The 17,043-nt window shown below is 66.1% G+C and carries 20 protein-coding genes; 3 read left to right on the plus strand and 17 right to left on the minus strand.

Annotated elements, in window-relative coordinates:
* Positions 1 to 25 precede the first annotated feature (25 nt).
* From motA to B4F07_RS10450, 3 genes are all read left to right on the plus strand, one after another.
* Complete coding sequence (gene motA / locus B4F07_RS10440) at positions 26 to 889, plus strand: flagellar motor stator protein MotA (RefSeq protein ID WP_293701111.1); 864 nt, start codon at positions 26 to 28, stop codon at positions 887 to 889.
* Positions 889 to 1,749 (plus strand): flagellar motor protein MotB, encoded by an 861-nt coding sequence (locus tag B4F07_RS10445; RefSeq protein ID WP_293701110.1) that lies wholly within the window; start codon positions 889 to 891, stop codon positions 1,747 to 1,749. The genes motA and B4F07_RS10445 overlap by 1 nt, the downstream gene beginning before the upstream one ends.
* Before the next feature lie 181 nt (positions 1,750 to 1,930).
* Positions 1,931 to 2,989, plus strand: a complete 1,059-nt coding sequence (locus B4F07_RS10450) for a sigma-54 interaction domain-containing protein (protein WP_293701109.1) — start codon at positions 1,931 to 1,933, stop codon at positions 2,987 to 2,989.
* A gap of 186 nt (positions 2,990 to 3,175) precedes the next feature.
* Here B4F07_RS10450 and fliS read toward each other — a convergent pair whose 3' ends face one another.
* The 17 genes from fliS to fliE are packed head-to-tail and all read right to left on the minus strand — an operon-like array spanning position 3,176 to position 16,869.
* Positions 3,176 to 3,565: a flagellar export chaperone FliS gene (fliS, locus tag B4F07_RS10455; protein ID WP_293701108.1), complete on the minus strand. Its 390-nt coding sequence runs from the start codon at positions 3,563 to 3,565 to the stop codon at positions 3,176 to 3,178.
* A gap of 11 nt (positions 3,566 to 3,576) precedes the next feature.
* On the minus strand, positions 3,577 to 4,953 hold the full coding sequence (fliD, locus tag B4F07_RS10460; protein ID WP_293701107.1) for a flagellar filament capping protein FliD: 1,377 nt from the start codon (positions 4,951 to 4,953) through the stop codon (positions 3,577 to 3,579).
* A 45-nt stretch (positions 4,954 to 4,998) separates the two neighbouring features.
* Positions 4,999 to 6,138, minus strand: coding sequence for a flagellar type III secretion system protein FlhB (gene flhB / locus B4F07_RS10465; RefSeq protein WP_293701106.1), 1,140 nt, complete (start codon positions 6,136 to 6,138; stop codon positions 4,999 to 5,001).
* A 4-nt stretch (positions 6,139 to 6,142) separates the two neighbouring features.
* On the minus strand, positions 6,143 to 6,922 hold the full coding sequence (gene fliR / locus B4F07_RS10470) for a flagellar biosynthetic protein FliR (protein WP_293701105.1): 780 nt from the start codon (positions 6,920 to 6,922) through the stop codon (positions 6,143 to 6,145).
* A 7-nt stretch (positions 6,923 to 6,929) separates the two neighbouring features.
* On the minus strand, positions 6,930 to 7,199 hold the full coding sequence (locus B4F07_RS10475; RefSeq protein WP_293701104.1) for a flagellar biosynthetic protein FliQ: 270 nt from the start codon (positions 7,197 to 7,199) through the stop codon (positions 6,930 to 6,932).
* 12 nt (positions 7,200 to 7,211) lie between these two features.
* Positions 7,212 to 7,982, minus strand: coding sequence for a flagellar type III secretion system pore protein FliP (gene fliP / locus B4F07_RS10480; RefSeq protein WP_293701103.1), 771 nt, complete (start codon positions 7,980 to 7,982; stop codon positions 7,212 to 7,214).
* The gene (locus tag B4F07_RS10485; protein WP_293701102.1) at positions 7,972 to 8,250 is read right to left on the minus strand and encodes a flagellar biosynthetic protein FliO; all 279 of its coding nucleotides are present in this window, start codon (positions 8,248 to 8,250) and stop codon (positions 7,972 to 7,974) included. The genes fliP and B4F07_RS10485 overlap by 11 nt, the downstream gene beginning before the upstream one ends.
* Positions 8,250 to 8,588: a flagellar motor switch protein FliN gene (fliN, locus tag B4F07_RS10490; protein ID WP_137751377.1), complete on the minus strand. Its 339-nt coding sequence runs from the start codon at positions 8,586 to 8,588 to the stop codon at positions 8,250 to 8,252. Before fliN ends, B4F07_RS10485 begins: the two co-directional genes overlap by 1 nt.
* The gene (locus tag B4F07_RS10495; protein ID WP_293701101.1) at positions 8,581 to 9,483 is read right to left on the minus strand and encodes a FliM/FliN family flagellar motor switch protein; all 903 of its coding nucleotides are present in this window, start codon (positions 9,481 to 9,483) and stop codon (positions 8,581 to 8,583) included. Before B4F07_RS10495 ends, fliN begins: the two co-directional genes overlap by 8 nt.
* 26 nt (positions 9,484 to 9,509) lie before the next feature.
* Positions 9,510 to 10,118, minus strand: a complete 609-nt coding sequence (locus tag B4F07_RS10500) for a flagellar basal body-associated FliL family protein (RefSeq protein WP_293701100.1) — start codon at positions 10,116 to 10,118, stop codon at positions 9,510 to 9,512.
* Between the two features lie 17 nt (positions 10,119 to 10,135).
* On the minus strand, positions 10,136 to 11,470 hold the full coding sequence (locus B4F07_RS10505) for a flagellar hook-length control protein FliK (RefSeq protein ID WP_293701099.1): 1,335 nt from the start codon (positions 11,468 to 11,470) through the stop codon (positions 10,136 to 10,138).
* Positions 11,467 to 11,913, minus strand: coding sequence for a hypothetical protein (locus tag B4F07_RS10510; RefSeq protein WP_293701098.1), 447 nt, complete (start codon positions 11,911 to 11,913; stop codon positions 11,467 to 11,469). Before B4F07_RS10510 ends, B4F07_RS10505 begins: the two co-directional genes overlap by 4 nt.
* The gene (locus B4F07_RS10515; protein ID WP_293701097.1) at positions 11,910 to 13,241 is read right to left on the minus strand and encodes a FliI/YscN family ATPase; all 1,332 of its coding nucleotides are present in this window, start codon (positions 13,239 to 13,241) and stop codon (positions 11,910 to 11,912) included. Before B4F07_RS10515 ends, B4F07_RS10510 begins: the two co-directional genes overlap by 4 nt.
* Positions 13,238 to 13,837, minus strand: a complete 600-nt coding sequence (locus tag B4F07_RS10520; RefSeq protein WP_293701096.1) for a FliH/SctL family protein — start codon at positions 13,835 to 13,837, stop codon at positions 13,238 to 13,240. The genes B4F07_RS10515 and B4F07_RS10520 overlap by 4 nt, the downstream gene beginning before the upstream one ends.
* Positions 13,830 to 14,861: a flagellar motor switch protein FliG gene (gene fliG, locus B4F07_RS10525; RefSeq protein WP_293701095.1), complete on the minus strand. Its 1,032-nt coding sequence runs from the start codon at positions 14,859 to 14,861 to the stop codon at positions 13,830 to 13,832. The genes B4F07_RS10520 and fliG overlap by 8 nt, the downstream gene beginning before the upstream one ends.
* Positions 14,854 to 16,512, minus strand: coding sequence for a flagellar basal-body MS-ring/collar protein FliF (gene fliF / locus B4F07_RS10530; RefSeq protein ID WP_293701094.1), 1,659 nt, complete (start codon positions 16,510 to 16,512; stop codon positions 14,854 to 14,856). The genes fliG and fliF overlap by 8 nt, the downstream gene beginning before the upstream one ends.
* A 3-nt stretch (positions 16,513 to 16,515) precedes the next feature.
* A complete protein-coding gene (gene fliE / locus B4F07_RS10535; RefSeq protein ID WP_137751368.1) occupies positions 16,516 to 16,869 on the minus strand; it encodes a flagellar hook-basal body complex protein FliE in 354 nt (117 codons plus the stop codon).
* Positions 16,870 to 17,043: the final 174 nt, after the last annotated feature.

The raw sequence follows: 17,043 nt of genomic DNA on the forward strand, positions 1-17,043 counted from the left end.
TTGGCCCGGATGGAGTTGACCCCGCATGTTTCCCGTAATCGGCATCGTCGTTCTGCTGCTGCTGGTGTTCGGGGGCTTTGCGCTGACTGGCGGCAATCTCGGCCCGGTCATGCACGCCTTGCCGCACGAGATGCTGATCATTGGCGGCGCCGCGATCGGCTCGCTCATCATCGGCAATTCGGGCGCCGACCTGAAGGCGCTCGGCGGCGGTCTCGCCAAAGTGTTCAAGGGTCCGCAATATAAGAAGCAGGATTATCTCGACTGCATCCTGCTCGTCTCGACGCTGATGAAGATGATGCGGACCGAAGGCCCCGTGGCGGTCGAACCGCATATCGAGGATCCCGACAATTCGACATTGTTCCAGCAATATCCCAAGCTGCTCAAGGACAAGACGCTGGTCCACCTGATCTGCGACACGCTGCGCCTCGTCGTCGTGTCGTCGGGAACGCTCGATCCCCATGCGGTCGAGGATGTCATGGACGCCGCGCTCAAAAATCACCACCATCACGCGATCAAGCCCGCCGACGGCTTGCAGAATCTGGCCGACGCTTTGCCCGCGCTCGGTATCGTCGCTGCGGTGCTTGGCGTGGTGAAGACGATGGGGTCAATCGACCAGCCGCCCGCGATCCTGGGCGGTATGATCGGGTCGGCGCTCGTCGGCACCTTCCTCGGCGTGCTCCTCGCTTACGGGCTAGTCGGCCCGTTCGCGACGCGGGCGCGCACCGTGATCGAAAGCGACGGCGCCATCTACCACACGGTGAAACAGCTGATTATCGCTTCGCTGCACGGCCATCCGCAGCCGCTGGTGATCGAGGCGGCGCGCTCGGGGGTCGAACATTCGAACCAGCCGAGCTTCGCCGAGGTGTTTGACGGCATGCGGGGCCGCTGATGGCTGCGCGTCCAAATACGCCGCCGCGCCCGATTATCGTCAAGAAGATCATCGAGGCACCGCACGCCGGCCACCATGGCGGGGCGTGGAAGGTCGCCTATGCCGATTTCGTGACCGCGATGATGGCGTTCTTCCTGCTGATGTGGCTGCTCGGCGCGACAACCGAAAAGCAGCGCAAGGCGCTCGCCGATTATTTCGCGCCGACGATTGTCGAGACCAAACAGGGCAGCGCCGGGTCGAACGGCCTGTTCGGCGGTGATTCGATCGTGTCGGCCGACGATTATCCGCACGCCGCGGGGCAAACCGGCACCCGCTCGATCACCATCCCCAAGGATGCGGTCGGCGGACCAAAGGAAGCATCGGGGCGCGAGAGCGAAAAGATGAAATTCCAGCAGGTCGCCAAGTCGCTGATGGAACGGGTGCAGAAACAGGGCGACCTCAAACGCCTTGCGCGTAATTTGCGATTCACGGAAACGATCGAGGGCATGCGCATCGACGTCATCGACGATGCCGATTTTTCGATGTTCGCGATCGGCACCAGCCAGCTGACCGCCGACGGCGCGCGGCTGTTCAGCACGATCGCCGAGCCGATCGCCAGCGTTCCCAACCAGGTGATGGTGCGCGGGCACACCGACGCCGCGCCCTGGTCGGCCAAGTCGGGGACCAACAATTGGCGTCTGTCGGTCGACCGCGCCGAGGTCACGCGCCACTTCCTCGAATATCGCGGCATCGACAAGACGCGCTTTCAGCGCATCGAAGGAGTCGCCGATCGCGAGCCCTACGTCCCCTCCGACCGATTCGATCCGCGCAACCGCCGCATCTCGATCACGCTCGGCTGGCGCACCGCTTCCAGCAATTAGTGCCAATCTGGCAGTATATCGGATCGCTAATAACGCAATTGCGCGGCCAATACATCCATTCTGGCAATATCCATTTATTTTGAATGACTTATGACGGCGTGGATAATCTTTTGTTTACCACTTTCGTCAATCTCTGGATCCATCGAAAAGGCGCCGATTGGGGGGCGCGGTGGAGACCAAAATGACCGTGGGGCAGAACAGCAATGCAGCGCTTGAGGCGCTGATCATCGGCAGCAGCGCGGTCGCCGCGCAGCTGCGCGACATGATCCGCCGTGTGGCGCGGTCAAATGCTTCGGTCATGCTCTGCGGCCCCTCCGGTTCGGGCAAGGAACTTGTTGCCCGCGCCATCCACGACGAAGGCGTCCGCACCGGCAAGGCGTTCTCGGCGATCAACTGCGGCGCCATCCCCGGCGACCTCATTGAATCCGAATTGTTCGGGCATGAAAAGGGCAGCTTCACCGGCGCCCATGCCCGCCGCATCGGCCATTTCGAAGCGAGTGAGGGCGGCACGCTTTTCCTCGACGAAATCGGCGACATGCGGTTCGATATGCAGGTTAAACTGCTTCGCGTGCTCGAAGAACGGACGATCGTCCGCGTCGGCAGCAGCGATGTAAAGGCCGTCGACGTCCGCGTCATTTCGGCCACCCATCAGGATCTCGGCGCCGCGATCGCCGATGGCAAATTCCGCGAAGACCTGTTCTTCCGGCTCGGCGTGGTTGTGTTGCAGGTCCCCAGCCTCGCCAGCCGCGTCGAGGATATTCCCGCCCTCATCCGCCATTTTCAGCGCAAGATGCCGGGCGAGGCGAAATGCCGCTTCGATGCCGACGCGCTGGCCATGTTGATGCAGCATCGCTGGCCGGGCAATGTCCGCGAACTGAGGAATTTTGTCGAACGCGCCAGCGTGTTGCACGGCGGCGAAACGCTCGGCGCCGACGATGTCGCGATCCTTTTGAACCCCACCGCAGCGCTTGCGCCGCGGCAAGCTGTCCCCAGCAGCTTTGCCGCGGTGCAGGCCAGCGCGGACGAACACGCGCCGGCGATGCCGCATAGCAAGGCACCCGCGCCGGGCCGCCCGATCGACCTCAAGCGCGAGATCGAGACGATCGAGCTCGAACAGATCCACGTCGCGCTCGACCTTGCCGATGGTATCATTTCCGAAGCCGCGCGCCTCCTGACGCTGAAGCGCACGACCTTGATCGAAAAGATGCGCAAATATGGGGTTCAGCAGCAGGCCGCCTGACCGGCGCCCGCGATATAAGTTTCAGCACCCGCTGAAAAAAGGGGGCTCTGGTCCGCCCCTGACCACCCGGCCGCCCGTCCCCACCCAGGGCGGCCGGGTACCCAGCGGGGTCTTTTGAAACGGCATCGGCCCGCACCCCTCCCCGGGGTGCGGGCCGATCCTGTTGGTGCGGTCGGGACGGACGGGTTAACGCAGCTGGCGCCAGGCGGCACTGACCGTCAAAACGCCGTCGAGCAGGTCGGCGAGCGCCTCGCCGTCATTTTGCGCGACGGCTTCGTCGAGCTTGCGGCGCATACTGCGATAAACGCGCGACAAGGCCGCGGCGACGTCGCCGCCGGCGTCACGATCGAGTCCGCCATCAAGCCCGATCAGGATCGCCCGGGCGCGGTGCGCGGGTTCGGTCGCTGAAATGCGCTGGCCCTGGCGTACCATCGACCCGAGGACGCCGATCGCGGTTTCCAGCTCGTCATACAGCATCGTCACCAGCTCGATCGGATCGGCGGCGGCGGCGCGGCTTTCATGTTGCAAGCGGCGGTAAAGTCCGGTCGCCCGGACGGTCGAGGCGGTAGCGGTCACAGTCGATGTCCCTAATCATTACCCTGGTTGGACCAGAGCTTGATCTGTTGTTCGAGATAGGATTGCGTCGCCTTGAACGCCGCGAGCTTGGCGTCGAGCGATCCATATTGTTTCTCGAGCCGGGCGCGATAGGCGTCCTCGCGGGTCTCGATGCTCTCCAACTGGTCGGCGAGTGTTTCCTTGCGGCTGTTGAGCGATTTGGTCACCCGGTCAATCACCCCGTCGGTGGCGATCGCGCGGTCGCGGATGCTGTCGAGGACAAAGGCGATGCCGGGATCGCTCGCCTCGGTGCGCCCGCCGTCGCGGCGCGGGTTGAACAGCGCCTCGACCGCCCCGGCGTCGGATGCCAGAACCTGGGCGAGTTTGGTTTCGTCCAGCGCGAGCAAGCCGTCCTTGGTCGTCGATACGCCGATGTCGGTCAGCTTGTTGATCGTCGGATGGCTCGAAATGACGGTGCCGATCAGTCCCGATAATTCGCGTTCCAGTTCGCGCAGCGACGTCGTCGAGCCCGACTGGCCGGCCGCCGACGACAGGCTCTTTTTCAGCTGGTTATAGACCGAAACGAAATCGCCGACGGTCTGTTTGATGATTTCGAGCGGGCGGCTGGCGCCGATGTCGACCGGCTGGCCGGGGGCGGCTTTCTTCAGGGTCAGCGACATGCCCGGAACGACGTCGTCAATGGTATTCGAGGCGCGGCTGAACGCGACGCCGTCGATGGTGAAGTCGGCGTTGGCGGCGCTTTGGCCCAGCGTCATGCCGCCGCCCGCGCCATAGGCAAAGGCGGAAAGACCCGGATCGGCGCCCGCGTCGGCGGTCAGGGTGAAGGCGTTGGCGGCGCCCGACGGACCTTTCAGGATCAGGCGATGGCCGCCCTGATCGGCGATGATCGACGCGGTGACCCCGCCGCCGCTTGAATTGATCGCGCTCGCCAGCCCGTCGAGGCTGTTGTTGGTGCCATCGACGGTGATCGTCTTGGCGACCCCGCCGACGGTCAGCGTCATCGTCCCGGTGCCAATCGCCGCGGTGCGGTCGGCAACGACCCCCGAATAGGTGCTTTGCGCGCGCGCCAGCTGGCTGACGACAACCGTTGCCGCAAAGCTGTCGGCGTGGATTCCGGCGCGCGCGGTGGCGCTCAGCACGCTGTCGTCGGATACCGTCGGGGTGCTGCGCAGCGTCCCGTCACTGATCATCTGGCCCAGCGAATCGGCAAAGCCTTCGAGGTCGGAGCGCGCCTGCGCCAGCGCGCTGATCCGCGTCTGGTTCTGCTGGGTCAGCGTATTGATGCGCGCCACCTTGGGCTCGCGCGAGGCCGCGGCCAGGTCGGTGACCAGCTGTTTGGTGTCGATGCCCGACCCGAAACCCAGGCTGTTGATGATGGAAGTGACCATGGCGAAATATCCTTCGCACCTGTTAACGGCGGCGCGCGGACGAATTTAAGCCTGACGGCGACCTTCGGGGTCGAAACGGTGCGTCGGCGGAACATCGATGACGGGCGGCGCGGCACCCTCGGCGACCATGCGTTCGAGTTGGAAGACAAAAGCCAGCACCGTTGCCACCGCAACGAACAACTCCTCGGGAATGACGCGCCCGGCGCGCGCGGTAAAATAGATCGCGCGGGTCAGCTGCGGATATTCGAGCAGCGGCACATTGGCGCCGCGCGCCAGCTCGCGGATCGACAGCGCGACATCGCCGCGCCCGCGCGCGACGACGACCGGCGCCGCATCGACCCCGGGGCGATAGCGCAGCGCGACAGAGAAATGGGTGGGATTGGTGAGCACGACAGTGGCGTCGGAGACAGCCTTGCGCGCCGATCCGCTCAAAATGTCATGCGCGCGCTGGCGCTGCGCCTGTTTGAGTTCGGGGGCGCCGTCGGACTGGCGCATTTCCTCCTTGATCTCCTGTTTGCTCATCATCAGCCGCTTGTTGCGCTGGCGCCATTGCACTGGGACGTCGATCAGCGCGATGACGACGAGGCCACCGGCGAGCACCAGCATCGCATGGCCGATCGCCTGTCCCGCCAGCCCTACCGCGGCGAGCAGGTCGGTCGATGCCATCGTCATGATCGCGGGCAAATTGCGGTCGACCAGCCAGTAACCGATGGTGCCGAGCAGCAGGACCTTCGCCAATGCCTTGCCGAGTTCCGTGGCGCCCTGCAGCCCGAACATGCGCTTGAGCCCGGTCAGCGGGTTCATCCGGTTGCCCTTGAAGTGCAGCGCCTTGCCGCGCCAGCCGAACGAGCCGAGCAGCGCTGGCCCCGCGACCGCGGCGCCCAGCGCGAGCGCAAACAGGCTGGCGAGCGGCAGCAGGATTTCGGTGCCGTTGCGCATCAGCGCCTCGGCGGGGGCAAAATCGGCGACATCGCTGGCGGTCAAGGTCAGCCCGCGGCGGACGAGATCGCCCGCCGATTGCACGAACCAGCCGCCCGCAGCGACGATCCAGCCGGCGGCAGCGAGCATCATCAATGCGGTGGCGAGCTCGCGCGACATCAGCACATCGCCCTCGCGCGCCGAATCGCTCAGCTTCTTGGGGGTTGGCTGTTCGGTTTTCTGGTCCTTTTCGGTCGTTCCCGACATCGCGTCAGAGCCCCGCGAACATGCGCGCGGCGTCGAGCGCGTCGGACAGGATGCGGACGATCGCCTCCGCCATTGCGGGGGTCGCGACGCCGAGCAGGATAATCCCGGCGAGCAAGGTCGCGGGAATGCCGACCGCGAACAGGTTGAGCGCGGGGGCCGAGCGGCCGATGACTCCCATGATGATCTGGACTAGGATCAGGACAAAGCCGACCGGCATCGCGATGGTCAGCGCCGCGGCGAACATCAGGCTGCCGAACCGCAGCACGCCGCCGATCGCGTCGAACGAGGGAAAGGCATTGCCGGGGGGCAGCGCGACATAGCTGTCGACGATGATGCCGATCAGCACGAGGTGACCGTCGGCGGCAAGGAACAAGGCGGTCGCCAGCATCGAGAGGAACTGGCCGATCGCCGAGCTCGACGCGCCGCTGATCGGATCGACCATCGACGCAAAACCCAGCCCCATCGCGTTGCTGATCGCCTCGCCCGCCAGCAGCGCGGCGGCCAGTCCCATCTGGAGGACGAAGCCGATGCCAAGTCCGATCATGACTTCGCCGATGATGAACAGCAAGCCGGGGACCGACACGATACCTTCGGGGGGCAGCGCCATCCCCGATGCGGCGACCGAAGGGACGCCGACCGCGAGGGCGATCACCAGCCGCAGCTGGATCGGTACGCTAGTCGCACCGAACACCGGCGCGGCGATGAACGCGGCGCCGGGCCGGATCATCCCCAGCATCCACAGCTGAAGCATCGCCTCGATATTCGGGATGTCGGCGGGGTCCACGGCGGACTTAGCGGGCGACGTTGGGGATTTGCGCGAAGATGTCGCGGGTGAAATCGGTGAGCAGCACCAGGATGCTGCCGCCGAAAATCGCAAGGCAGATCGCGGCGACGATCAGTTTGGGCACAAAGGTCAGCGTCTGTTCGTTGATCGACGTCGCCGCCTGCACCATGCCGAGCAGCACCCCGATGACGAGCACCGGGAGGAGCAGCGGTGCCGAGGCGAGGGCGAGGATCCACAGCGACTGCTGTGCCATGCCGATGAAATAGTCGGTTTCCATTCCGCCGCGCCCCTACGTTCCGAACGAGGCGGCGAGCGAACCCATCGTCAGCGCCCAACCATCGACGAGGACGAAGAGCAGCAGCTTGAACGGCATCGAGATGATCGTCGGCGACAACATCATCATGCCGAGCGACATCAGCGCCGAGGCGACAATCAGGTCGATGACGAGGAAGGGCAAAAAGATCAGAAAGCCGATCTGGAACGCGGTCTTGAGTTCGCTGGTGACAAAGGCGGGGAGCAGGATCGAAAAGGGCACGTCCTTCGGGCTGGCATAGGTCGGCGCCTTGGCGATCTTGGCGAACATCATCAGGTCCGACTTGCGCGTCTGCGACATCATGAAGCCATGGAGCGCGACCCCCGAACGCGACACCGCTTCACCGATGTCGATCTGTTCCTGACCATAGGGTTCGATCGCGACGCGGTTCACTTCGCTGATCACCGGCTGCATCACGAACAGCGACAGGAACAGGCTGAGCCCGACGAGCACCTGGTTTGGTGGGGTCTGTTGCAGGCCGAGCGCGTGGCGCAGGATCGACAGCACGATGATGATGCGGGTGAAACTGGTCATCATCAGCAGCAGCGACGGCAGCACCGTCAGCAGGCTCATCAGGACCAGGATTTGCAGCGACAACGATAGCGGACGGCCGTCCCCACCAATGTCGTTCACCGCGCGGCTGAGCCCGTCGGCGGTCTGGGCATAGGCGGCGGGCGCGGCGATCAGCAGCGCGACGCCGCCGATCAGCGCCGCGGCGCGCACCCCGGTCTTGCGATCAATCTGCATGGAAGTCGCCCTGGCTATCGTCGGCAATCCGCGTGATCCCGTTGCGCGAGACCGCGACCAGTATCCGCTGTCCGGCAAATTCGACCACCGCGAGCTTCGATCCGGGACCCAGCGGCAGCACGTCGACCATTTCGACCGCGCGTGTCTTGGTACCGCCGCCGACGAGCGGCACGCCCATCTGGACGCGCTTCCACAGCCACAGGCTGCCCCACGCCATGCCGCCGATCAGCGGCAGCAGGATGAGCAGGCGGAGGATATATTCGAACATCAGGCTCTCCGCTCGAAGCCTTCGAGGCCGCGCGCCGGGGCGACGACTTCGGCGACCTGGATGCCGTAACGGCCATCGACGCTGACGATCTCGCCCTTCGCGATCAATGTGCCATTGGCATAAATGTCGAGCAGGTCGGTGGCGGCGCGGTCGAGTTCGATCACGCTGCCTTCGTCGATCGCGAGCAGCTCGGCGAGCGTCATCGAGGTCGATCCGACCTCGACCGATACGCGCAGCGAGACGCCCGCGAGCAGGTCGAAATTGGGCGCCGCGGCGATATTCTTGTTGTCGCGGCGGTCGGCGCGGGGCGCCGTCGGCGCGTCGCTCAGGTCAGTCATGGTTCGGTCCTTTTTCGATATGTTCGATCATGATGGCGGCGTTGCCATTGGCTTCGCCGATGCTGCCGACCGCAAAGCTGCGGCCCGCGACGGTCACCGGCACATGGCGCGGCATGCCGAGCGGAATGATGTCGCCCACCTCGAGCGCGAGCAGTTTGATCAGGCTGATTTCGGGGCGCGCCAGCACCGAACGGACGGGCAGTCGCACGTCGCGCAGCGCCTTGTTCAGCGCGCCCGCCCACACGGGATTGGCGGCGCCGGGCATTTCGGCGACCGGCTCGGCGCCTGCGATGCCGCGCAGCGCGGCGAGCGGATAGGCGCAGGCGATCGTCCGCCCCTCGAACGGCGCCCCGCGCAGGATGAAACGCTGGACGAACAATTCGTCGTCGGCGCGCACCGCGGCGAGCTTGGCGGGGTCGCAGGTGACGCAGTCGAGCTCGGGTTCCAGCGTCAGCTTGTCGCCCCATGCGGCGGCGAGTTGCAGCCCCATGTCGCGCCCGAGCCGCGCCGCAAAGCGGTCTTCGGCGTCGGTCAGCTCTTCGCGCTCAGCAGCCAGCCCGCCCTTGCCGCCATAGAAAATATCGACAAGCTGGAGCAGCAACGGCCGCGGCGCCGCGAGCAGCACCGGCCCCTTGAGCGGCGGCGCATGATAGCGCCAGAAGATCGCGGGCGCGGTCGCCGCGGTCCAGTCGGCAAAGCTGATCGTTTCGGCATCGCCGCGCTCGACCTGGATCGACGGCACGCCGAGCGCGCGGATCAGGTCGCGCAGGCTGCGGCCGAACTGCACCGCGACGCTGTCGAGCGCCGGAAAGGCATAGCTGTCCGCCGCCTTGCGCAGCAGCAACGACGCCTTGGCGTCAACCGCCTCAGTGGTCGGGGCGGCCGGCGGCTTCACGGCTTTGACGGATTTTTCGCGAACGCTCACTGGATCACCAGGCTCGTGAAATAGACATTGTCGACACCACCAAAACCTTCTTTCTCGCGCAGCACATCGTTGATCGCCGCGGTCAATTGCCGCTGCAGCCGTTGTTTCCCCTGCGATGTCGAGAGCAGCGCCGGATCCTGTTCGGACAGGACCATAAGCACGACCGAGCGGATCGGCACCGCCTGGCGTTTGATATTATTGATAACCTTGCCGTCATAAAAGGTCGAAAGGCTGATACCTGCCTGCAAGAAACCCGACCCGTCGGCGAGGTTGGTGGTGAAGGCGTCGGGGATCTGGAAGTAAGTGACTTCATATTTGCGCGGGTCGACCCTGAACTTGTCGTTGGGCACCGACACGGTGCCGACCTTGGGCGGCGCTTCCTTGCCTTCGCCTTCGGCGGCGGGCGCTTCTTCTTCGCCGCTGCTGCGCACGACCAGCTTGGGATAATGATCCTCGGGCTTGGCCTCATGCGCCGACAGGGCGCCGAAATAGATGCCTGCACCGGCGCCCGCGCCGATCAGGACGAGCGCGCCGACGCCGATGAACAGCAGCTTCTTGAGCTTGCCCTTGGGCTTGGGCGCGGCATCGGTTTTATCCTTGGTCATCGTCATATCCCTTTTGGTCAGGCGAAGCGGCCGCGGCGGTCGGCGGCCTCTTCGCGATCGCGCGCCTTCACGCGCTCGGTCACGGTTTCGATCAGATGGCTGACGTCCTGCACGGCGCCGCGGCCTTGACCCTGCGCCTGGCCCTGCATCTGGCGGCCGGTGTCGCCGGGGGTGCAGGTGACTTCGCTGGCGGAGACGCGCACGCCCTGCTGGCGCAGGTCTTCGACCAGGCGGCCCTGCGCGGCGGTGACGATCGTTGCGGTGGCTTCATGCTGGGTGTCGAGTTTCAGCGCTACGCCTTCGTCGCCCATCACCATCGCGACGTCGAGACGGCCGAGGTGGCGCGGCATCAGGCGAAAGCTGATGTCGCCGCTGTCCGATTTGGTCGCGGCGATGTCGTGCGCCAACTGGTCGATCCACGCGCCGTCGCTGGTGAGGTCGAGCACGCGTTCGGCAAAGTTGACCGGGGCGGCGGTGCTGGTCAGCATCGCGGCGCCCGTCGTCATCGGCTGGGCGAACTGGATCGTCATCGACGGCGCCGCGTCGGCGGGCTTGGCCACGACTGCTTCGGTTCCGGTGAAAACAGGGCTCAGCATCGACGTGGCGCGCGGCTTGGCCGCGGCGGGCGCAGCAACCGCCGTTTCAATTTCTGCCGGAGCGGGCTTTGCTTCGGCGCTGCGCGGTTTGTCGGCGGTCGAAGCGGGCGCTGCGACCTCGGCGGTCGGCGCCGCGTCGCTGGTAGGCTTGGTGGTGTCGCCAGCCTTGACGGGCTTGCCAACAACCGCAGCAACCACTGCCGCTGCGACAGGCGATGCAGCGATCGGTAGCGCAGCTGCGGGGGCCGGGGTTGCTGCCACGGCGGGCGCTTCGGGCGCCGCGACCGTTTCTGCGGGCTTGGCGGTGCCGGTGCCATTTTCGGCTGCTGGCGTTCCGTCGGCCTTGACCTCGGGTTCGACCGCTTTGAGCGATTTGGTTTCGGGCTTGGCGGCGCTGCCGTTCAATTCGATCAGCAATTTTGCCGCCGACGCAGCGACCGTGTCGGGGTCAGTTTTGGGCGCAGCGGCCTTCGTGTTTGCAACCGGTGCTTCGATAGCAACATCCGCGGCGACCACGTCGCCCGTAGCGGGAACAGCGGGAGCCGACGTCACGACCGCTGTCGGCGTCACGACTGCACCCGGCGTCACCGCCGCCGCTTTCGGCGCAGCGACATCGACCGTCGGAATAGCGGCGAGCAGCTGCTCGAAACCACCGTCGTCGCCGCCACCCGTCGGCGTCTGGCCGATCGTGCTGAGGAACGCCGCAAAGCCCGCGGGCGTCGACGCCTGCGGATTGGGGAGGGAGGCGCCCATCATGCCGCGCCGCCTTCGATCAGGCGCAGGCGCATGCCGCCGCGCGCGCGGTGCGGACGGTTGGCGTCACGGCGGCGTTCGGCCTCGGCTTCGGCCGATTTGCGGCTGCGTTCGTACAGGCGGACGGCCGATTCTTCCTTGGCCATCGCGCTTTGCGCCAGCACCCCGGCCTGATCACGCCGCGCGCTGGCGTTGACCAGCGGCGCGGTCAGATTTTCCTGTGCGAGGTCGAGCCGCATCGCGAGCTCGCCGATCGTGTTGAGCGCGCCGCCGGCGACCGCACCCTTGGCCATCGCCAGATCGATGCGCAGCGTTTCAAGGCGGCGGGCGAGTTCGACCAGGCTGGCGAGTTCGCCATTGGCCCGCGCCAGGTTGGCCTCGGCCATCTGATGTTCGACGGTGCGCACGCGGATGATACGTTTGCGGCGTGCGGTACGGGCGGTCATGCGGAATATCCTTCAATCAGGGTCTGGCGGGAAATATCGTAATCGACCTGCGCCTTGGCGGGCTGGGTCACGAACGCGAGCTGGTCGGCGTGGCAGGCGATGGCGGTGTCGAGCACCGGATCGCCGCCGGCGACATAAGCGCCCATCAGCATCAGATCGCGGTTCTCTTCATAGGCGGACCACAGCTGGCGAAAGCGCGCGGCGGCGGCGGCATGTTCGGGATCGACCGAATCGACCATCGTGCGCGACAGCGACCGGGCGACGTCGATCGCCGGATAGACGCCCTGTTCGGCGAGCTGGCGCGACAGGATGATATGGCCGTCGACAATCGCCCGGGCGCTGTCGACGACGGGGTCGTCGATGTCGCCGCCATCGGCGAGCACGGTATAGAGCGCGGTGATCGATCCGCCGGTTTCGCGGTCGATCCCGGCGCGCTCGCACAGCGAAGGGATCAGCGCGAACACCGACGGCGGATAACCCTTCATCGTCGGCGGCTCGCCCAATGTCAGCCCGATCTCGCGCTGCGCATGCGCGACGCGGGTCAGGCTGTCGATCAGCAGCAGCACCTTCTTGCCGTCGGCGCGAAATGCCTCGGCGATCGCGGTCGCGCGCATCGCGGCGCGCAGGCGCAGCAGCGGCGGATGGTCGGCGGGAACCGCGACGACGACCGCTTTCTTGCGGACTTCGGGGGGCAATTTGGTTTCGACAAAGTCGCTGACCTCGCGGCTGCGTTCGCCGATCAGGCCGACGACGATGACGTCGCATTCGGTCCCGGCGATCATCTGTCCCATCAGCACCGATTTACCGACGCCCGAACCCGCGATGATCGCGACGCGCTGGCCTTCGCCGACGGTGAGCAGCGCGTTGATCGCGCGCACCCCCATGTTGAGCGGGCGGGTGACGCGGCCGCGGCGCAGCGGATTGACCTTGCGCCCGGCGAGCGGCCACTGGAATTGCGATTTGACCGGCGGACGCCCGTCGAGCGGATTGCCCTGCGCATCGATGATGCGGCCGAGCAGCGCCTTACCGCACGCGACCATGCTGCTGGCGCCATGCGGTTCCACCGGCGCGCCGGTGACGAGCGGCATATTGGTGTCGAAGGGGAGGACAAGGCTGCTCTGGCCGCGAAAGCCGACAACCTCGCCATAGACATAATCATTGTTCGCCGACTTGATGCGGACATTACTGCCCAGCGGCTGCGGGAACCCCGACACTTCGAGCATGATGCCCTCGTGCGACACGAGCGTGCCGATGCGGCGCGGGCTGGCATGGGTCAGGTCGATGGGGTCGAGCAGCTGCTGCGCGGAGAGGGCCAGGCGGCGCGTCATGCGGACGCCCCTTCGCCCAGCGCCACGCACAGTTCGTCGAGATAGACGGCGCGGCCATGTTCGATCCAGCCGGTCGATGTTTCGATGCGCACGGTACCGCGCATCATCCCCGGGTCGCTGGCGAGCGCCAGCGGCAACGGGCAATCGCTCAGCAGCGCGGCATCGTCGGGATGAACCCACAGGGTGCGCGCCTTGTCGGCGTCGGCGACCAGCGCCGCGGCGGTTGACGCCTGCGCCTGAAGCCAGGCGGCGTCGATCGGGGCGTCGGCGACGATCTGATGGACCAGCCGTTCGACGGTGCGCGCGATCAGCTGCGCGAGTTCTTCGCTCGGCTCATCCTGCAACGCTTCGGCATTGGCGAGCAGCGCGAGCAATTGGTGGCGTTCGGCGACATAGGCGGCCTCGGCGACGCGCTGTCCTTCGGCCAGCCCGCGGGCAAAGGGGTCGTCGAGGTCGAGTTCGGTGCTGCTGCCGTCCGCGGTCTGCGGCGCGCGTGCGCCGCCGCCAAAGGCCAGCGGGCGAAAGCCGCTGCTGCGTGCCATCGCTTCGGCGAGGGTAACCGGGGCAAAGCCGGTTTCGGCGGTGCGATCAGACATAATCGTCACCCCCGCCCGCGATCATGATTTCGCCCGACGCCGTCATCTGGCGGACGATCGTCATCACGCTCTTTTGCGCATCGTCGACGTCGGCACGCTTGACCATCGTCATTTCGGCCATTTCGTCGCGGATCGTTTCCGCCGCGCGCTGTGACATGGTGGCGAGGCACAGATCGACCATCTCTTCGTCGGCGCCCTTGAGCGCGACGGCGAGCTGCGCCGCATCGACCGAGCGCAGCACCGCGCTGAGACTTTTCTTGTCGAGGTCGCGGAGGTTTTCGAAGATGAACATCTCTTCTTCGATCGCCTGGGCCAGTGCCTTGTCGGTTTTCTTGAGGGCGCGGATCGTGCGCTCGCTCAGGGATTTCGGCATCTTCTTCATGATCTTGGCGACATCGCTCGGGCCACCGATGGCCTGTTTGGCGACGCGCTGGCCATCGACATTGGCGCTCGCGAGCACCGATTCCAGATCTTCGATCGCCGCGGCGGGGACCGATGTCAGCATCGCGGCGCGCAGGACCAGATCGGCCTGCAAAATTTCGTCGAGCGTTTCGATCGCGCGCGCGGCGACGTCGGGGACGAGCACGGACAGGATCAGCGCGCCGACCTGCGGATGCTCCTGCGCGAGTAGACCGCTGATCGCCTCGACGTCCATCCAGCGGAGGATTTCGAGCGAGGCGGCGCTGCGCTGCGGCGCGACCGCGGCCAGGATATTGTCGGCGCGGACATTGCCCACCGCTTGGTTCATCACGGTGCGGATGCGGACGTCGGCGCCGATGGCGAGCGCGCTGACGTCGCGGCTGCGCACGACGAAGCGGTCGAGCGCCTGCCCGATCTGCTGCTCGCTGGCATTGGCGGTGTCGAACATCGCCTTGGCCAGCTGGCGCACTTCGTCGGGGGCGAGATGCTTCAGGATCGTCGCGGCTTCATTTTCGTCGAGCAGCATCAGCAGGATCGCGGCCGCGGCCGATCCTTCGATGGCGGGTTTGGTCGGTGCGTCCATCGTTTCGGCAGCGTCAGGCACGGGCGCCCTCCTGCATCAGCTGGCGGACGACGAGCGCGGCGCGCGCCGAATCCTGACGGACGAACGCACGGACCAGATTGGCGCGCGTTTCATAGCTTGGCGCCTGTTCGATCATTTCGAGGGTGATTTCGCGGCCCGCGGCGGGGCCGGCGAGCGCAGGGCGTCCGTCGGTCGCGGCGAGCAAGCTTTCCTCCAGCGCGGCATTGCGTTCGGCGCGTTCGGCGGCGCGTGCCTTTGCAGCGCGGATCAGCGGACGACCGATGAACAGGAAGGCGAGCAGCGCGGCCAGGATCGCCCCAACCTGCTTGACCAGCGGCAGGAACCAAGCCTGATCGTAAAAGGCGGGTTCCGCGGCTTCGACCTGCACGAACGGACGCTGGCTGATCGCGACCTGATCGCCGCGCGTCGCGTCGAACCCGATCGCGCCTTTGACCAGGCTGTCGATCTTGGTCATGTCGGCCTGCGTCAGCGCCTTCTTGCCCTGGTTGAGCGCGACCGCGACCGAGACGCGGCGCAGCTTGCCCTGCGGCGAATGCGTCACCGAAATCTCGCGGCCGACTTCAAAGGCGCGCGCGGCATTTTCGTTGCTCTCGGTGCCGGGGGTCGGGGCAGCGGTCGGGGTCGGGGTCGGTGCGTTCGCGGTGACCGTCGTCGCCTGCGGCGGCTGGTTCGACAGCGCACCGGGGATGCCGACTGCAGGCGGAGTGCCAGAGCCGCTGACGGTACGGGTGACCTGTTCGCTGGTCATCGCGCGGTCGTTTTCGGGAAAGCTCTCGCGCGTCGCCTGGCTTTCGGACATGTCGACGTCGGCGTGGACCTCGACGCTGTAATTGCCAGCGCCGAGCATCGGGCCGAGTAGGGTGTCGAGCGCGCGGCGGAAACGATCTTCGACCTGCACCTGCAACTGAAACGCCTTCATGTCGCTGCCCGACGCGGTGTCGGATAGCAGCGCGCCGCGCTGGTCGATCACCGACACCTGATCGGCGTTCATGCCGGGTACCGACGAGGCGACGAGGAAACGGATCGCCTGCACCTGACCGTCGCTGAGCGAACGGCCGTTCTGCAGCGTCAGCATCACCGATGCGGTGGAGGGCTTGTCGTCGCGCACGAACAGGCTGGGTTCTGCGGCGGCGACATGGACGCGCGCGCTTTTGACGGCGTCGATTGTTTCGATCGTGCGCGACAGGTCGGCTTCGCGCGCCGAGCGCAGCGCTTCGCCTTCGATCGCGCGGCTCGACCCCATGGGGAGCGCCGCGATCAGGCTGTCGCCGCTCGGCGCCGCCTTGGGCAGGCCTTGTCCGGCGAGCGCGATGCGCGCCTGATGCAATTTGTCGGCATCGACGGTCAGCGCGCCGGTGCTCGCGTCGATGCTGTGCGCGATACCCTGCGTCTGGAGCGCCTCGGCGACGGCCGATTTGTCCATGTCGTCGAGTCCGGCGAACAGCTGCGCCTGCGGCGCGGCGTTCATCGTGAAATAGGCGAGCGCGGCGATGCCGATCGCCGACGTCATGGCGATCGCGGGCAGCGCGCGCTGCACCGCGGGCTGGCGGACGAAACCGGTCAGCGGCGCGAGACGACCGCCGAACGCGGGGGCGGGCAGGCGGTTGGTGTGGCCGTCGTCAACGGGGGTGAGGATCTGGGTGTCGGCCATGGCTTAAACCGGCATGTTCATGATGTCGCGATACGCGGACAGCAGCTTGTTGCGCACCTGCAACGTGGTTTCGAAACCGAGCGAGGCTTTCTGCCGCTCGATCATGACGCTGACGATGTCGTGGGTGTCGCCGCGCTCATAGGCTTCGGTGATTTCGCTCGCCTTGGACTGCTGGGCGTTGACCTGTTGCAGCGCGTTGTTGATCGCGGCGCCGAAATCGGGGGTTCCGCCAGCGCCGTCGACGCCGCCCTCGGTGCCACCAATGCCGCCGCGACCGGCGGCGCGTTGCAGCGCCTGATTCTGATTGAGGATCGAACTGCGCATCTGCAGCAGCCGGCTCGGGTCAATCGTGCTCATTGCTTTCCATCCGTCCTGTGCGCAGCGGTGCGCCGCACGCAAAGAACAATGCAAAGGCCATGCCAAAAGATTTATTCGATGAATTTCAATGGCTTGAATTGTCAGGCCAGCCGCCGTGGACAAGCTTCGGCATTTTTTTGACGGCGCGCCCTTAAGCGCCGCCGCCGCCCGCCG

Origin of the sequence: Sphingopyxis sp. UBA6723, assembly GCF_002454115.1 — a bacterium.
In the GTDB taxonomy this organism is placed as follows: domain Bacteria; phylum Pseudomonadota; class Alphaproteobacteria; order Sphingomonadales; family Sphingomonadaceae; genus Sphingopyxis.

Bases quoted from the DNA above. Each gene is read 5' to 3' on its own strand.
- motA (WP_293701111.1), top strand. From the start codon at position 26: ATGTTTCCCGTAATCGGCATCGTCGTTCTGCTGCTGCTGGTGTTCGGG.
- B4F07_RS10445 (WP_293701110.1), top strand. From the start codon at position 889: ATGGCTGCGCGTCCAAATACGCCGCCGCGCCCGATTATCGTCAAGAAG.
- B4F07_RS10450 (WP_293701109.1), top strand. From the start codon at position 1,931: ATGACCGTGGGGCAGAACAGCAATGCAGCGCTTGAGGCGCTGATCATC.
- fliD (WP_293701107.1), bottom strand. From the start codon at position 4,953: ATGGTCACTTCCATCATCAACAGCCTGGGTTTCGGGTCGGGCATCGAC.
- flhB (WP_293701106.1), bottom strand. From the start codon at position 6,138: ATGTCGGGAACGACCGAAAAGGACCAGAAAACCGAACAGCCAACCCCC.
- B4F07_RS10475 (WP_293701104.1), bottom strand. From the start codon at position 7,199: ATGGAAACCGACTATTTCATCGGCATGGCACAGCAGTCGCTGTGGATC.
- fliP (WP_293701103.1), bottom strand. From the start codon at position 7,982: ATGCAGATTGATCGCAAGACCGGGGTGCGCGCCGCGGCGCTGATCGGC.
- B4F07_RS10485 (WP_293701102.1), bottom strand. From the start codon at position 8,250: ATGTTCGAATATATCCTCCGCCTGCTCATCCTGCTGCCGCTGATCGGC.
- fliN (WP_137751377.1), bottom strand. From the start codon at position 8,588: ATGACTGACCTGAGCGACGCGCCGACGGCGCCCCGCGCCGACCGCCGC.
- B4F07_RS10500 (WP_293701100.1), bottom strand. From the start codon at position 10,118: ATGACCAAGGATAAAACCGATGCCGCGCCCAAGCCCAAGGGCAAGCTC.
- B4F07_RS10505 (WP_293701099.1), bottom strand. From the start codon at position 11,470: ATGATGGGCGCCTCCCTCCCCAATCCGCAGGCGTCGACGCCCGCGGGC.
- B4F07_RS10510 (WP_293701098.1), bottom strand. From the start codon at position 11,913: ATGACCGCCCGTACCGCACGCCGCAAACGTATCATCCGCGTGCGCACC.
- B4F07_RS10515 (WP_293701097.1), bottom strand. From the start codon at position 13,241: ATGACGCGCCGCCTGGCCCTCTCCGCGCAGCAGCTGCTCGACCCCATC.
- B4F07_RS10520 (WP_293701096.1), bottom strand. From the start codon at position 13,837: ATGTCTGATCGCACCGCCGAAACCGGCTTTGCCCCGGTTACCCTCGCC.
- fliF (WP_293701094.1), bottom strand. From the start codon at position 16,512: ATGGCCGACACCCAGATCCTCACCCCCGTTGACGACGGCCACACCAAC.
- fliE (WP_137751368.1), bottom strand. From the start codon at position 16,869: ATGAGCACGATTGACCCGAGCCGGCTGCTGCAGATGCGCAGTTCGATC.